The 16,561-nt window shown below is 43.9% G+C and carries 14 protein-coding genes and 1 riboswitch; of the genes, 3 read left to right on the top strand and 11 right to left on the bottom strand.

All coding sequences use genetic code 11. The features are described 5' to 3' along the window. Positions 1 to 109: 109 nt before the first annotated feature. Positions 110 to 1,477 (bottom strand): aldehyde dehydrogenase family protein, encoded by a 1,368-nt coding sequence (locus tag CXF88_RS05190; protein ID WP_101085862.1) that lies wholly within the window; start codon positions 1,475 to 1,477, stop codon positions 110 to 112. Positions 1,478 to 1,587: 110 nt separating this feature from the next. Here CXF88_RS05190 and CXF88_RS05195 point away from each other — a divergent pair, with 110 nt between their 5' ends. After that, positions 1,588 to 1,944: a helix-turn-helix domain-containing protein gene (locus CXF88_RS05195; protein WP_101085863.1), complete on the top strand. Its 357-nt coding sequence runs from the start codon at positions 1,588 to 1,590 to the stop codon at positions 1,942 to 1,944. 149 nt (positions 1,945 to 2,093) lie between these two features. Further along, on the top strand, positions 2,094 to 2,903 hold the full coding sequence (locus tag CXF88_RS05200) for a transporter substrate-binding domain-containing protein (protein WP_101085864.1): 810 nt from the start codon (positions 2,094 to 2,096) through the stop codon (positions 2,901 to 2,903). A gap of 56 nt (positions 2,904 to 2,959) precedes the next feature. On the opposite strand, the gene CXF88_RS05205 is transcribed toward CXF88_RS05200, so the two are convergent. The 10 genes from CXF88_RS05205 to CXF88_RS05250 all read right to left on the bottom strand — a co-directional run bounded on the left by CXF88_RS05205 (position 2,960) and on the right by CXF88_RS05250 (position 12,335). Beyond that, the gene (locus CXF88_RS05205; protein ID WP_157822771.1) at positions 2,960 to 3,160 is read right to left on the bottom strand and encodes a hypothetical protein; all 201 of its coding nucleotides are present in this window, start codon (positions 3,158 to 3,160) and stop codon (positions 2,960 to 2,962) included. 245 nt (positions 3,161 to 3,405) lie between these two features. After that, the gene (locus tag CXF88_RS21895; RefSeq protein ID WP_157822772.1) at positions 3,406 to 3,864 is read right to left on the bottom strand and encodes a hypothetical protein; all 459 of its coding nucleotides are present in this window, start codon (positions 3,862 to 3,864) and stop codon (positions 3,406 to 3,408) included. Positions 3,865 to 4,547: 683 nt separating this feature from the next. Then, entirely contained in the window at positions 4,548 to 5,186 is a 639-nt protein-coding gene (gene cobO / locus CXF88_RS05215; protein WP_101085867.1) for a cob(I)yrinic acid a,c-diamide adenosyltransferase, read from the bottom strand. Next, positions 5,183 to 6,754 carry a cobyric acid synthase gene (locus CXF88_RS05220; protein WP_101085868.1) on the bottom strand — a complete coding sequence of 524 codons (1,572 nt, stop codon included), beginning with the start codon at positions 6,752 to 6,754 and terminating at the stop codon, positions 5,183 to 5,185. The genes cobO and CXF88_RS05220 overlap by 4 nt, the downstream gene beginning before the upstream one ends. Next, on the bottom strand, positions 6,754 to 7,284 hold the full coding sequence (gene cobU / locus CXF88_RS05225; RefSeq protein WP_101085869.1) for a bifunctional adenosylcobinamide kinase/adenosylcobinamide-phosphate guanylyltransferase: 531 nt from the start codon (positions 7,282 to 7,284) through the stop codon (positions 6,754 to 6,756). Before cobU ends, CXF88_RS05220 begins: the two co-directional genes overlap by 1 nt. Continuing rightward, positions 7,284 to 8,069 (bottom strand): adenosylcobinamide-GDP ribazoletransferase, encoded by a 786-nt coding sequence (locus CXF88_RS05230; protein ID WP_101085870.1) that lies wholly within the window; start codon positions 8,067 to 8,069, stop codon positions 7,284 to 7,286. Before CXF88_RS05230 ends, cobU begins: the two co-directional genes overlap by 1 nt. A gap of 9 nt (positions 8,070 to 8,078) precedes the next feature. Then, positions 8,079 to 9,134 (bottom strand): nicotinate-nucleotide--dimethylbenzimidazole phosphoribosyltransferase, encoded by a 1,056-nt coding sequence (gene cobT / locus CXF88_RS05235; protein WP_101085871.1) that lies wholly within the window; start codon positions 9,132 to 9,134, stop codon positions 8,079 to 8,081. 154 nt (positions 9,135 to 9,288) lie between these two features. Continuing rightward, a complete protein-coding gene (locus CXF88_RS05240; protein ID WP_101085872.1) occupies positions 9,289 to 10,395 on the bottom strand; it encodes an iron ABC transporter permease in 1,107 nt (368 codons plus the stop codon). Further along, on the bottom strand, positions 10,388 to 11,197 hold the full coding sequence (locus tag CXF88_RS05245) for an ABC transporter ATP-binding protein (protein WP_101085873.1): 810 nt from the start codon (positions 11,195 to 11,197) through the stop codon (positions 10,388 to 10,390). Before CXF88_RS05245 ends, CXF88_RS05240 begins: the two co-directional genes overlap by 8 nt. A gap of 78 nt (positions 11,198 to 11,275) precedes the next feature. Continuing rightward, positions 11,276 to 11,409: riboswitch (cobalamin riboswitch) on the bottom strand. Positions 11,410 to 11,591: 182 nt separating this feature from the next. Next, the gene (locus tag CXF88_RS05250; RefSeq protein WP_101085874.1) at positions 11,592 to 12,335 is read right to left on the bottom strand and encodes a histidine phosphatase family protein; all 744 of its coding nucleotides are present in this window, start codon (positions 12,333 to 12,335) and stop codon (positions 11,592 to 11,594) included. A 283-nt stretch (positions 12,336 to 12,618) separates the two neighbouring features. Here CXF88_RS05250 and metH point away from each other — a divergent pair, with 283 nt between their 5' ends. Then, positions 12,619 to 16,335 (top strand): methionine synthase, encoded by a 3,717-nt coding sequence (metH, locus tag CXF88_RS05255; protein ID WP_101085875.1) that lies wholly within the window; start codon positions 12,619 to 12,621, stop codon positions 16,333 to 16,335. Positions 16,336 to 16,561 lie beyond the last annotated feature (226 nt).

The following is a 16,561-nucleotide window of genomic DNA, read 5'->3' on the forward strand; positions in this document are numbered from 1 at the left end:
CTAGCAATGCTTTACTAAAAAGTGTGCTAATGACTGTTTACTAATGATGTTCTACAAATAAAAGCTTACTAATGACGGCTTACTCATCAATATGGGTTAAACCCAGAAATTAATAACTCATCACTCGCACTTGGGCAAATTGGCGATGCCCTGCAGCAGTACCATGAAAACCAAAACCACTATGCTTTGCTCCTACCCATGGAGCATTGCCCGCACCAGCACCTTGATTAACCCCAACCATGCCAGCTTCAAGTTGTTCAGCAACGGCTTTGGCACCTTGACCACCAAACACGACTGCAGCTAAACCATAGTGACTGTTATTAGCACGACGAATGGCTTCATCAATATCACTAAAACGGCTGATAGCCACCACAGGGCCAAAGGTTTCTTCACGTTCTAGGAGCATGTCAGGGGTAATACCGGAGACCACAGTAGGCTGAATAAACGGTAATGGATACTCATCACTACCGAGTAAAAAGCTCGCTCCTTTGGCTTTGGCATCTTGCAACTGTTCAAGCACTTTTTGGTGTTGGGTTGGATTCACTATAGGGCCAATATTCACATTCGCGTCGTCCCATTTACCGACACGGTAACGACTGGCTAAAGCCAACACCTTTTGTTCAAACTCATCAGCAATACGCTCATCCACGTAAACGCGCTCTGTTGAAGTGCACATCTGTCCGGCATTTTCAAACGAACTAGCGACTGCAAATCTAACCGCGGAATCGATATTAGCGCTAGCCATCACAATCAAGGGGTCATTACCGCCAAGCTCCATCACTAACCTTTTTAAGCCAGACGCAGCATTGGCCATAATGTGTTTACCTGCGGCCATCGACCCAGTAAACGCCACCATATTAATGTCTGCTGCCACTAATGCTTGGCCAAGGGCTTTATCACCTTGAACCACTTGCAACACATGTTCTGGCAGCACCTTATTAAGGGTATTAATGAATAACTCGGCCACCAGCGGAGTTTGTTCAGACGGCTTTAATATCACACTGTTACCCGCAATTAAGGCAGGCATCAGTAAGTTGTTAGCCATGGCTATCGGATAGTTCCACGGCGAAATCACTGCCACTACACCTAATGGTCGATATTGTAATTCGGTGCGATTATCAACTTGTTCAGTGGTTAGTGCATCGCTTATTTCACCTGCAAAATAAGGTGCATTTTGCACTGTACCGCCAACTTCATAGGTGGCACGGCGATAATCTTTACCCATTTCTTGGCCAATTAATGTTGCCAGTTCATCTTGCACTGCCACGAGCTGCTGATATGCCTTAACCACATATTGTTGGCGTTCAATTAATGACAAACGAGCCCACGCCTTTTGTGCAACTTGAGCGTTGGCGACAACTTGTGGTAACTGAGATATCGCTAAGGTTTCAACACTGCCAACCGCAGTGGCTTCAATATGCTCTCCGCCATCGACTTTGTGATAACTAGCGGGATCGTAAGAGGTTAATACTGCCATGGAGAAACATTCCTTAATGGTACTAGTCTAATTGATGTCTATTTTGCTACAATGGAATACAAAAGCAACCAGTATACTTTTAGTAACCTAGAATAACTTAAGCTAAATTAATGAAAACTAAAATTGAAACAATGACTAACGGTCAAAAAAAAGTTATTAATGCTTGTGCTGAACCCTGCTCGGTCGAGCGTGGAATGCGGGTATTAGGCGGTAAATGGAAAGCATCGATATTATGGCACTTGCAAGATGGTCCAGTGCGATTTAATGATTTATCGCGCATGTTAGGCGGGGCGAGTAAAAAAATGGTCGATCAGCGCCTTAAAGAATTAGAAGCCCAAGGACTGGTGACTCGACATGTGATTAGTGACCGTCCTATTGCTGTGTCTTATAGCATTACCGAACTTGGCCGAACTGCATTGGATATTTTAGAACGTTTAAAAGATTGGGCTGATGAATATATTGTTTAACAAGGTACGATGGCCTGTTGAACATCACAGATGATTAATTATCTGACAACACAACGGGTTAATGATCACAAAATAATAACACTATGTTAGACTTGTTATAAAAACGGATATGAAGTGCATGGAAGCCTTAAATTAAGGTGTTGTTATTTATGTTCCGCTACTTATCTGTGGTGATTTTCATCATTATATTTTTCAGTTCGCCAGTTTCAAATGCTAGACCTGCAGTCACTTTTTACACAGAAAGTTATCCTCCATTTCAGTCGCTAAATTCTCAAGGAGAATTGGTAGGCTTTTCGATCGATATTTTACATGCTAGCCAGCAATATCTTGATTTTGATATCAATATTAAAATCATGCCTTGGAGCCGCGCTTATTATAATGCGCAGAAGTACCCGAATACGTTCATTTTTTCAATTGCCAATACCAACAAACGCTTAGCCTATTTCAAATGGATAGGCGACTTTTATACTGTGCAAGATATGATCTATCGAAAAAGTAATCGTCCCGACATTCAGCTTAAAACCATAGATGATATTAATCGTTACTCAATGGCATTATCGCGAAACGATGCCTCACTAGATCGGCTTAAACTCGATGGAATACATCCCAATGTATACCTAGTAAGAAGCCAACTAGCGGCGTTAAGAATGCTTAATTTTGACCGCGTAGATTTGATTTACAATAACGAAGTGGGTTTTCGCGAAGACGTTAAAAAAATGGGCTTTAAACTAAGCGATTTTACCGCTGTATTGCCTGTGGTAAACATGCCCATTGGTATTGCCACCCATAAAGATACAGATGAAGCATTAGCCAAAAGTATGCGCCAAGCATTAAACACCCTAACTCAAAGTGGCCAACTTGAAAGTATAACTGCTCGCTGGTTTGGTGAAGATTTAAGTTCACAATCAATCATACAAACAACTGACATAAAGGCTTTAACTCAAGCTGTACAAAAATAGATTGTTAGTCATGACATCTCTGCAGTGATTTATCTCAGTTATTCCTAACTTCCGCATTAGATGTTCTGAACATCTTCAAGCCACTGGGCAATTTCTTTATCTTCCAAATCTGCCCAAGGTATAACTTGCCAAGTTTCATCTAGCAAAAACTCTTGTCGTAACAACGTTAACTCTTCATCAGTATCATCTTCCCATTCACTAGGCGGCCACTGACCACTTGAATATTCCAATAACATGCCTGATTCAGAATAGATCACCCCGTCAGGTACAACCTCTGAAAACTAAAAGCCCATGTCCTCAGTTCCTGTCACCAACGTAATTATTGGGGCGAATTGTTGCAGTTTTTGAATCATATCAGTACGAGTCATCAACAGCTCCTTAATGTGTATACTTTGATTAATAATTTAGTTGATTGATTAAAATTTTACTGTAAAAACAGTCAAGTACGGATTTTATAAAATGGCTCGTCTATTGACTGGCAGGAGGCTCATATGAGTTATATTTACTTGACCTCGCTATATGAAAGTGTAGAAAAAGCTTTACCCTCAATTGGTGTATCATCTTCCTCAAATGAAATGTTTGTAATTTTATTATCCATGAGCCCAACAGCTACGTAGCTAAGTTTTTTGTATTCATCAGGTGCCCCGGATATTTTGTAAATATATCTGTTGCACGCGCTATTTGGTGGTGCATAAACTCCATGGATTGTAATATTTTCATGGAGGTAGTAAAGCAACGCTGTATAATTAGCGATTTTGTCAGGTATTTCATTTTTTGGAATATCAACTGCACGCATTTGGGTGTAAATGTATTTAACATTAAACCTATTTATAGGGTTAATGGAGTTTTTCAAATCAGATATAAGGTTAATGTAAACTTCTGCATTTTTTAGATTGCAAGTTTCCGCCTGCGCTACTGCCGGCAGCATTAGAAATATTGTTAGCAGAACAGATGCTTTCACGGAACCTCCCTGATAAATATAGCGTTCTAGTTTTTATGCGTTGCGTTTTTTGCAAAAAATAAATCGCTTGTTGGACTTGGCCTATGCCACATCCATATTAATCGGTCACTTTTTACTAAACGCAAGATGCTATAGGAATTTGCTTTTTTGCGGTAGTTGTTTTTTGCACAGTCTTGTAGCTAATCACCTGTTCTGATTACATCTTTTAAGAGAGCTTTTTCGATATTTTAGCTTTTATATTACCCGTTTATGAATTTTGCCAGATATACCTTACTGCCACATAATGGATCATAAATAAGTTACTTGCCTTGCTTGTAATAGGTTTGATTCAACTCTGGAACTTGAGGACGTTGAAGAAAATGACGTGAGCTGGCCAAGGATGGCCATCTAGCTTTCGAGGGGAAGGGACGCCCCATCGGAGGCGTTAGCATTTTTGAATAAGGTCGAAGACGATTAAATACGCGATTTAAAGCTAAATCAATTTCCGTCGCGACCTTTTCGCTCTTTGAAAATGTTGCCGGAACGGCAGGGGTGATCCAAGAGGGGATTGCTGTTGATCCCCTTTTGGCCCGTGCAGGGTGGAACCTTGCGATCTTAATTCAAACGAAGTTTGAAAGATCTGGTGTGGGCGAAGCGCCACGACGTTAGTGGCCGCAGGCCATAATTAAAAATAAAAAATAACTTTAATAATCAAAGCCTAACTGGGCTTTAATACCTTCGTTAAACGCATGTTTAATCGGCTGTACTTCGCTGACCGTATCGGCTAATTCAATGATGTCACGATGACAAGCGCGGCCTGTAATAATCACATGCTGCATCGCTGGGCGATTTCTTAATGCCGTTAATACTCGCTCAAGTTCGATATAGTGGTAACTGACCATGTAAGTCAGCTCATCAAGCAGCACCATATTAATCGATTCGTCTTTAAGCAGTTTTTCTGCCTCAAGCCAGGCTTCCATTGCTGCTTGGGTGTCTTTTTCTTTGTCTTGAGTTTCCCAGGTAAAGCCGGTACCCATTACATGAAATGGCACTCCAGCACCTTCGAGTAAATTACGTTCACCACAAGCCCAAGTGCCTTTAATAAATTGCACCACTGCGGCTTTATGACCATGGCCCACAGCGCGGGTAATCGAACCAAAACCAGATGTCGATTTGCCTTTTCCGTTACCGGTTAGTACCAGCAAAATACCTTTTTCGTCTTGCGCTGCGGCAATTTTGGCATCAACGCCCACTTTGACTTTCTGCTGGCGGGCTTTATGACGTTCAGCTTTGCTTGCATCAATAGTGTTAGCTTGTTCATTTTCGTGGTTATCAGTTGTCATGAGATTATTCCTTTCAATGTATTCATGTCCAAATGCGCTTCTAATACGTCGGCAAGACGATTTAGTTGCTGCTCGCGAATTTGGTTAATATCGATAGTATGGCGACTGTCTAAGCCAGCCCATTGCAAAATAAGTTGGCATGCAGCGGGATGGTCAAATAATCCATGCACATAGGTCGCTAAAATTTGCTGGTCATTACTCACCATGCCATCAAGCTTGGTCATCGCCATTGGCTGCTGGGCGTATTGTTCAATCAATAGCGGCTGGATAACGTCGCTTTGAGTGAGTGAAGACTCACCACAATGGATCTCGTAACCACTAAACTCTGCCTGCTGGTCTTGTAAGCGTAAGTGACCCCTTACTTGAGTTAAGGTTTTGCTGGCAGTTAATACGGTCGTAATCGGTAATAAGCCCAATCCGTCACTGCAACCAGCATTATCTTCAATACCTAAAGGATCATCAATAAGCTCACCGAGCATTTGGTAACCGCCACAAATGCCGATGACTTTACCGCCATAACGTAAATGTTTTGTTAAGGCGATGTCCCAACCTTGCTCACGTACAAAAGCTAAATCTGCACGAACATTCTTACTGCCAGGTAATATGACTAAATCTGCAGCGGGCCAATGGGATGATTGAGCCATGCTCTGCATACTCACATAATGAAAATCAATATGCGGGTGTAAACGCAGCGGATCAAAGTCGGTATGATTACTGATCCTTGGGTACACTAACACCAATACAGACATACGCTGGTTGGCAGATAATGCTGTCGGTAATGAGCTTTGAGGGGTATCAATTAACGCATCTTCAGCGTCTAGATGTAGATCGTGCAAATATGGTAATACGCCTAATACAGGTTTGTTGGTATAGGCTTCAAGCCAATCAATTCCTGGCTGCAACAAGCTGATATCACCGCGAAAACGATTTATCACAAAGCCTTTTACTCGCGCTTGCTCAGACGAGCTTAATAATGCCAACGTACCAACTAAATGGGCGAACACACCGCCTTTATCAATATCAGCAATAATGATCACTGGGCAATCTGCCTCTTCGGCAAAGCCCATATTGGCAATATCACCTTCACGTAAATTGATTTCTGCCGGACTGCCCGCCCCTTCAATCACCACTAACGAGTACTGTTGCTGCAAGCGCCTGTAAGATTGCATCACTGCCGCTAACGCTAAGGTTTTATAACCATAACTCTCGGGTCCGAAAAAGGCCTTGGCTTCTAATGTAGTTAACGCTTTACCGTGAATAATGACTTGGGCGCCGGTATCAGAACTTGGTTTTAACAACACCGGATTAAAATCTGTATGGGGCGCTAAACCACAAGCAATAGCTTGCAATGCTTGGGCTCGGCCAATTTCACCGCCATCGACAGTTACAGCACTGTTTAGCGCCATATTTTGTGGTTTAAAAGGCGCGACATTAATGTTTTGACGGGAAAATAAACGACATAAACCGGCAACAAGCGTGCTTTTACCCGCATCAGAGGTGGTGCCTTGCACCATTAATGCGCCACGTAATGGTGGGGCGATTGAAGATTGATCGTCAACCAATGACATTATGCTTTTAAGGCCAACGGTAGGCCTGCGACCACCAAAGTGACTTGATCAGATATTGCGGCTATTTCTTGGTTGAGCCAGCCCGCTTCATCAACAAAACGACGATTTAACTCACCCATGGGAACTATGCCCGAGCCCACTTCATTACTGACTAACACCACATCGCTTTGCAAAGCAGACAAACTGTCGATGAGTAATGACTTTTGCGTGGCCCACGAGGCGCCGTCATTTAACAATAAGTGATTGGTTAATAATAACGTCAGGCAATCGAGCAATATGACTTGTTGTGGTTTATCTATCGCCACCAATGTTTGGCCAACGTCATAAGCTTGTTCGTGCAATGTCCAGCTATGGACGCTGGACATACGGTCTTGTTGGTGTTGATTAATGCGCGCAGACATTTCATGGTCTAACGCTGTGGCTGTGGCTAAGTAAACACAGGAATAACCAATAGCAGCGTATTCCGCCACACATTGCTCTGCATATCGACTTTTACCGCTACGCGCACCGCCTAACACCAAATGAATCATTAGCTTAATCCAACCGCTAAAATAACTAAGTAACAACACACTTCGCTGATTTGCTGCGCAGCGCCTAGTGTGTCACCGGTGTAGCCACCAATTTGTTTACGGAAAAAGCCGCCTAACAAAATGCGTACTAGCCACAAGGTAATAAATAGCACAAACGCCGCCAAACCGTTAAGCCATAACAACACAAAAATACCGCTGGCGATTAAAATAAATAAATCATTTAATTGCTGGTCTTGGGCAATCGGCTTTGATTTGCTGGTGTCGTCATCACGGACGTATTGCTCACTAAAAATCAAGCTTGATGCCACAACGCGGCTGAGTGTATGGCCTGCTACAAGCGCACTGACCGCCGCCATTGGGCTATATAAAGCCAGTTCGACTAACAATTGCCATTTTAGCAATAACACTAATCCCAGCGACAAGGCACCATAACTGCCCAAACGCGAATCTTTCATGATGCGCAGCTTGTCTTCTACCGTCCAACCCCCACCAAAACCATCTGCGGTATCGGCTAAGCCGTCTTCATGGAAGGCGCCGGTCACTAATACACCCGCGACCATGGCTAATAAAATGGCAATGCTTGCCGGTAAAATCAGCTGTGCAAGCCAAAATACCAACGCACAAATTAAGCCAATGAGTAAGCCCACTAAACCAAAATAACGGCTAGCTTTGTTGAGCTTATCGCTATCAATCACCACCCACGATGGAACGGGGATCCGAGTAAAAAAACTCATCGCCACAAAAAATAAATTTAACTGCCGCAACCATTTTATCTCGCCAGACATGTTGTTCCCTTAAACCACATTATTAACGCCAGCATCATCGAAACTGGCCATTTGATTGTAAAAATTCACCGCAGCTTGAATTAACGGTAACGCTAACGCAGCGCCAGTGCCTTCTCCAAGTCTTAATCCCAGCGACAACAATGGTGTTGCTTGTAGCTGTTGTAACAGAAGCTTATGTCCTTGCTCTTGCGACTCATGAGCAAAAACTAAATAGTCTCTTGATTGTGGAGATAATTTTACCGCAACTAATGCTGCAGCAGTAGCGATAAAACCATCAATCACCACTAATATTTTTTGTTCCGCAGCTGCCAGTATCGCCCCGGTCATTTGCACTATTTCAAAACCGCCAACGTGAGCCAAAATAGCTTCAGGAGAAACTAACTCATGTTGATGTAAATCAAGTGCTTGGTTAATGAGTTTTGTTTTAATAACCAAGGTAGCATCATCAATTCCCGTGCCTCTACCAACACATTGCTCAACATCAATATTGAGCATAGCTGACATTACCGCAGTCGCAGCAGAAGTATTGCCGATACCCATTTCACCTAAAGCAATTAAATTACAACCGGCATCAACATGGCGAGCAACCAACTGTCGAGCAAATTCAAACCCTTGGGCGACTTTTTCAAGTGGCATAGCCGCAGCTAAATGCATAGCCTTAGTGCCTGCGCCTAAGCGTTGGTCGATAACATTGGCTTGGCCTGTAAGCGGTTGTAATATTCCGCAATCGATAATTTCAAGCTCAAACCCGACTTGGCGACAAAACACATTAATTGCCGCGCCGCCTTGGACAAAATTATGCACCATTTGAGTGGTCACTTCGCTTGGCGCAATCGACACGCCGTAAGCGGCAATGCCATGGTCGGCAGCAAACACTAACATCGTTGGTTTAGTGATTTGCAGCGGTGTGCTTAACGACTGTTTATCGCCGCTGTACTGCACCCGAGCAATCTGTAGCGCCAAGGTTTCTAGCTGCCCTAATGCCCCTAATGGTTTGGTTTTTTGATTAATCTTATGTTGAATATTGGCATCAACATCTGACTTAACGGCTTCTATAACAAACATGGCGACTCCAACAATTCGGGCAGATAAAATTCAATATGATGTATTGCAGCACTCATACAGTGCTTATCAAAGAGCTTATCTATGTGCTTATCTATGTGCTTATCTAATTCTTAGCTATGTGCTTAGCTATGTGCCTATAAAAAGAGCTCAGTGTTTAACGGCGTTGACGCAAAATAAACAAGAAAAACACGCTGCCCAATGCAGCTGTAATAATGCCGACAGGCAATTCTTGGTTAAATAAAATGCATCGTGCTATCACGTCAATCCACACCATAAATAAGCCACCTAACATCGCGGTTAAGATCATCGGCTGACGTCCGGAAAATAATAGCCTAACCGTATGCGGGATCATCAAACCAACAAAACCAATGCCACCACAAGTTGCCACCAACATTGCCGTAATAAGCGAACACAGTAACAACATACTTAAGCGCAATTTTGCGACATTAATCCCTAATGTATGAGCCGTTTCATCACCCGCTTGCAGCGCCATAATTTGCCGTCTAAATGCCAACATAATCAATAAACTCACCCCTACCGTCACACTGGGTAAGAGTAAATTAGACCAACTGGCTTTAGCAAAACTGCCTAAACTCCAAAACAGTACTGACGCCGCAGCTTGAGGGGTTGAAAAATACAACAGCAAGCTAGTCAATGCCCCAAACAGAAACGACGTTGCTACACCAGACAGCAACATACGTTCAACTTGGCTACTTCGACCAGGTCCCGACAAAATAAACACCACCAACACCGATAAACTGGCGCCGATGAATGCTCCTATCGGTATGCTTAATGTCGACCAAGACCACCAAGGTTGCGCGGTAAAGCTTGGCGCTATAGTCAATACACCAGAAAACATTTCGGCAAACAAACCGGTTTGACTGAATAACGACACCACCAGCACTGCACCAAATGACGCCCCGGAGCTAATGCCAAACAAATACGGGTCGGCCAACGGGTTGCGGGTCACGGTTTGTAATACACTGCCTGCTATAGACAACCCTGCGCCAGCCACAAAGGCCAACAAAATTCTCGGTAAGCGTAATTCAAGCACAATACGTTGGGTTATCGTAACCGCATGTTCACTGCCTTCAATCGCACTCGGCATGTCGCCGCCCAATAAGGTATTAAATATCATTAATACGTCATTAAGATGAATGTTAGCCGCCCCAAAACTGGCGGCAAATATCGGGGTAAGCAGTGTAGCCAATACCAACAGACTGAAACAAACATAGTAGCGACGTTGCGATGCATCAATCATGATCGGGGCATCCTTTCTGACTCGGTTGGTAACCATAAAAATAACTGATCAGCGGCTTACCGTGTTGTGGGTGAAGATTAATGTCGCAGCACACACCAAACACGTCACTAATTTGCCGCTCGGTTAGCACTTCTGTTGGGGTACCTTTAGCAATTAATCGTCCTTGGTCGAGTAGCAGTAATTTATCGCACATTGCACTGGCTAAATTCAGATCGTGTATAGAAGCAATAACACTGATGCCTAAAGATGCAACGAGTTCAAGAATTTGAATTTGATAACGAATATCTAAGTGATTGGTCGGTTCATCTAAAATAAGAATATGCGGCTGTTGCACAATGGCTCGGGCAATTAGGGCACGTTGTTTTTCACCGCCAGATAACAGTTCATATTGTTGCTGAGCTTTTTGCTGTAATCCCACTTTGGTTAAGGCACTCACCACACGTTCACGGTCTTGGGCTGTGTTTGAGTCAAACAAGCCTTTATGCGGAGTAAGCCCCATCGACACTAATTGCTCGGTGGTCATGTCAAAATAATGCGGGGTATCTTGTTGCACCACAGCAATATTCTGCGCTAACAACTTAGAGGAATACTCACTGATGGGTTTAGAAAATATCTCAATATCGCCGCTGGTCGGCACAATATAGCGATATAAGCAGCGTAACAGGCTCGACTTTCCTGCGCCATTGGGACCAATTAGTCCTAGCATCTGGCCTTTAGGCAAACTGAAATGAATGTCCGCCAGAATCGTTTTATTATCGACTTGCCAAAAAAGATGATTTACATCTAATACAGATTCAGACATGAAAGTTAGCCCGCCATGTCCAATTAATTAACACAAACATCTATTTAATAACTCCCCTAAGTCACCCGCTTAGGCATGGATATTGAGGCGATTCAAAGCTGGTATCTGACTTATGTCCCCATATTCGATGGGTACATCTACAGTTGCGGGTACAGTTTGGGCTTATCCCAATTCCCAATACCTTGAAAGGCACTATGGTTTCGACGCAGATTATTACGACAATTATGACGCAAATAACTATTCAAATTACGGCGCTGATAACTTTGCAAATAACTTTGCAAATAACTATGCAAATTGTGACACTAATGACTACGCACGTTATGGCGCAGATTATTATGCAAATTATGGCGCAAAAATAATGACACTATGGTTGTAACGCTCAGCCAATGAAGTGTTACGGCCAATGTAATGTAAAGCTCACTTTAGCGGTATTGCTATTCATTGCTGTCGCTTGAAAAGCGTCAACCTTATCAACATCATCAGGCCAATATACATCGAGCACCATAATAGCAGCATAGGGGATCGCTAGGTTAGCGAATATTCCGCTAGATTGGCCAACCTTAAGCACGTAGCCCATTAAACAGCGCATCACCCCACCGTGAGTAACCACTAACGCATGGGGACAATCGACAGCTTGAGCAGTTTGCGGCAAGCTTTGCCCTTGTTGTTCGTCGATAGACAGTAAACAAGAGTGCTGCTGATGACGTGAGCGCCACAGTTCATCAACCACGCTCATGAGCCCGGCTTCTACTCGCGCAGCAAAATCGCTTACCGACTCGGCTTTATCAGGCGTGCTATCAGCCAACCATGGGTTATGCCAGTAAGCATCAAATTTACCTGGATTTTGCTGATAAATTGCATCAAACAATTGCCCATCCCAGACACCAAAATCAATTTCTTGCAGTGCTGGTATCGTCGTTAACGGTAATGTTAATCGCTGCGTTAAAGGCTGGCTGAATTGCTGACACCGTTGCAATGGCGAACTAAACACATGGCTAATTGGATATTGCAGTTCAGCAAACGCTTGCTGCATTTGGGCCATTCCAGTGTCGGTGAGCTTTACATCGGTTTGGCCGCGAAATATTGCCCCACCTTCGCATTCTCCATGGCGCATTAATATTATCTTGGCTTGTTTCATTTAATTCAGCCTTGCTCTAGTGATAAAAATTCGCGTACTATGGACGTCTATACGTTTATATGTCTAAAATACTATCTTAAAAGATAATCATTTAGAAGATAATCATTGTACGCAGTAATTGTCCAAGGCAATTGCCTGCAACGGTTAAAGCAACCGTTGTGTATAACTGTTATTTACAACACTTGTGCACAGCAATGATGTTATCGCCCTACTATTGTAAAAATAAGGGTATGCTTATCTCAATCAAGGTATCAAGCAACATAGTGATAAAAAGGTAACTGTTATGGCGAAATCGACTTCTTACAGTCAAACACTTGAACAACTTAATGCATTGTTAGCGCAGCGTATTGTGATTTTAGATGGCGCCATGGGCACCATGATCCAAGACTATAAGTTGGAAGAAGAAGATTATCGTGGCGAGCGTTTTAAAGATTGGCATTGCGATGTTAAAGGCAACAACGACTTATTAGTACTCAGCCAACCGCAAATCATTAAAGATATTCATACTCAGTACCTGCTAAACGGTGCCGACATTATTGAAACCAACACCTTTAATGCCACCACCATTGCCATGGCCGACTACGATATGCAGTCGCTAGCCGCTGAAATTAACCTTGCTGGCGCCCGAGTCGCCCGCCAAGCGGCCGACGAAGTGGCCGCGCAAACAGGTTCACCACGTTATGTTGCTGGTGTATTAGGCCCAACCAACCGTACTTGCTCTATCAGTCCAGACGTTAACGACCCAGCGTTTCGTAATGTCAGTTTCGACCAATTAGTCGACGCTTATGTTGAATCCACCAGCGCCTTAATTGAAGGTGGCGCCGATATCATTATGGTTGAAACCATTTTTGATACTTTAAACGCCAAAGCCGCCCTATTTGCGATTGAAAAAGTATTCGATCAACTTGGCGATCGCCTACCCGTTATGATCTCTGGCACTATTACCGACGCCTCTGGTCGTACATTAACCGGCCAAACCACCGAAGCCTTTTATAACTCTTTACGCCACATCAAGCCGTTATCGATTGGCCTTAACTGCGCCCTCGGACCAAAAGAGCTGCGCCCGTACGTTGAAGAATTATCACGTATTGCCGAATGTTATGTCTCTGCCCACCCAAATGCTGGCTTACCCAACGAATTTGGTGGCTACGATGAAACCCCAGAAGAAATGGCCGAAGTCATTAATCAATGGGCGCAAGAAGGCATGCTCAATATTGTCGGCGGTTGTTGTGGTAGTACACCCGCACACATTAGTGCTATTCGTGAAGCGGTGCTCAGACACGAACCAAGACAGATACCAGATATACCTGTGGCGTGTCGTTTATCGGGCCTAGAGCCACTCACCATCGACAAAAACTCGTTATTTGTTAACGTCGGTGAGCGCGCTAACGTGACCGGTTCGGCTAAGTTTTTACGCTTAATTAAAGAAGAAAAGTTTGAAGAAGCCTTAGATGTCGTGCGCGAGCAGGTTGAAAATGGCGCGCAAATTATCGACGTCAACATGGACGAAGGTATGCTTGATGGCGTGGCGTCAATGGCGAAGTTTTTAAACTTAATCGCCTCTGAGCCCGACATCTCCCGCGTGCCCATCATGATTGACTCATCAAAGTGGGAAGTGATTGAAGCTGGGCTTAAATGCGTTCAAGGCAAGTCGATTGTTAACTCTATTTCGATGAAAGAAGGCGAAGCCAAATTTATTGAACAAGCCACCTTAGTAAAACGCTATGGTGCGGCAGCCATTATAATGGCCTTTGACGAAGACGGCCAAGCCGATACACGTGAGCGTAAAACCCAAATCTGTACCCGTGCTTATCGCATTTTGGTTGATGTTGTTGGCTTTCCACCAGAAGACATTATTTTTGACCCTAACATTTTCGCCATTGCCACCGGTATTGATGAACACGACAACTATGCAGTCGACTTTATCGAATCGATAAAAGACATCAAAGCCACCTTGCCACACGCAATGATCTCAGGCGGCGTGTCTAACGTGTCATTCTCGTTCCGCGGTAACAACCCAGTACGCGAAGCCATTCACGCGGTGTTTTTATACCATGCCATTCAAGCCGGCATGGACATGGGTATTGTTAACGCTGGTCAGTTAGCCATATACGATGATATTGAACCAGAGCTCAAAAAACGGGTTGAAAACGTAGTTCAAAACTTACCATGTCCGGTAGCCGACTCAAACAACACCGAGCAGCTACTCGACATCGCTGAAAGCTTTAGAGGCGATGGCTCACAAGTGGCCAAAAAAGAAGATTTAGCCTGGCGCAGCTGGCCGGTATCCAAACGTTTATCGCACGCATTGGTTAAAGGCATTACCGAATTTATTGATGAAGACACCGAAGCTGCTCGTCAAGAAGCCGTGCGCCCGCTCGATGTTATTGAAGGACCGCTGATGGACGGCATGAACGTGGTCGGCGACTTATTTGGTGCTGGCAAAATGTTCTTACCGCAAGTGGTCAAATCGGCACGAGTAATGAAAAAAGCCGTCGCTTACCTAAACCCATATATTGAGCTTGAAAAGGTTGCAGGCCAGTCAAACGGCCGAATTTTAATGGTCACCGTTAAAGGTGATGTGCATGACATCGGTAAAAATATTGTTGGAGTAGTACTTGCCTGTAACGGCTACGAAGTGGTCGACCTTGGGGTCATGGTATCGGTTGATAAAATTCTCGATGCAGTAAAAGAGCATAATATCGACATTATCGGCATGTCTGGTTTAATCACGCCAAGTTTGGATGAAATGGTCCACAACGTGAAAACCTTCCACCGTGAAGGCTTAACCATCCCTGCTATTATCGGTGGTGCAACCTGCTCTAAAATTCATACTGCAGTAAAAATAGCACCGCATTACCCACACGGCGCAATTTACATTGCCGATGCATCTCGCGCTGTACCTATGGTGTCTAAGCTGATTAATAACGCCACTCGCCAAGCAACCATTGACGAAGCCTACGCAGAATACGACATGATGCGTGAAAAACGTTTGTCGCAAACCAAGCGTAAAACCATCGTGTCGATTGAAGCGGCGCGCGAAAACCGTTGCAAACACGACTGGGAAAACTACACCCCATTTACGCCTAATGTATTAGGTCGCCAGGTGTTTGATGACTATCCATTAGAAGACCTAGTCGAACGTATCGATTGGACACCGTTCTTTAGAAGCTGGGAACTGCACGGTCATTACCCTGAAATTTTAAAAGACAAAGTCGTTGGTGAAGAAGCGGTTAAATTATTTGCCGATGGCCAAGCCATGTTGAAGCAAATTATTGCTGAAAAATGGCTTACCGCCAAAGCAGTAATCGGTTTATTCCCAGCCAATACCGTCAACCATGACGACATTGAACTGTATACCGATGAAAGCCGCACCACATTGGAAATGACCACCCATCATTTACGTATGCAGCTTGAACGCGTGGGTAACGACAACTTCTGTTTATCAGATTTTGTCGCTCCAAAAGATTCAGGCGTTGCTGATTACATGGGCGGTTTTGCGGTAACGACGGGGCACGGTATTGATGAACATGTTGCCCGTTTTGAAGCCAATCACGATGACTACAACGCGATTATGCTCAAATGCTTAGCAGACCGTTTAGCCGAAGCCTTTGCCGAGCGTATGCACGAACGTGTTCGTAAAGAGTTTTGGGGTTATGCCGCCGATGAAGTGCTCGACAATGAAGCGTTAATTCGCGAACGTTATAAAGGCATTCGCCCAGCGCCAGGTTACCCAGCATGCCCAGACCACACTGAAAAAGGTTTGTTATGGGATTTGCTCAAACCAGATGAAACGATTGATTTGAACATCACCGAAAGCTTTGCCATGTACCCAACGGCTGCTGTTTCAGGCTGGTACTTTGCCCATCCGAAATCACGCTATTTTGGCGTGACTAATATTGGTAAAGATCAGGTAGAAGATTATGCCCAGCGTAAAGGCATGACGTTGGCAGAAGCAGAGAAATGGTTGTCACCGATATTGGACTATGATCCAGAATAGATTTATTTCGAATAGAATGGTTCAAGAGTAGAAAGAGATCCTGAATAAAGAGAGACCCAGAGTAGATAGTGCTTCTGAATAAAGAGTGCTTCTGAATAAAAAGTGAACCTGAAAAAAGGGTAACCTTGAGTCATCACGGTTACTCTTTTTTATGTCCAAACTTGGTTTGGATTTTGGTCAAAAGACTCCATACTGCACGGGTCAAATCAAGCGTTATTCCGGCAAT

Origin of the sequence: Shewanella sp. ALD9, assembly GCF_002836315.1 — a bacterium.
Lineage (GTDB): Bacteria > Pseudomonadota > Gammaproteobacteria > Enterobacterales > Shewanellaceae > Shewanella.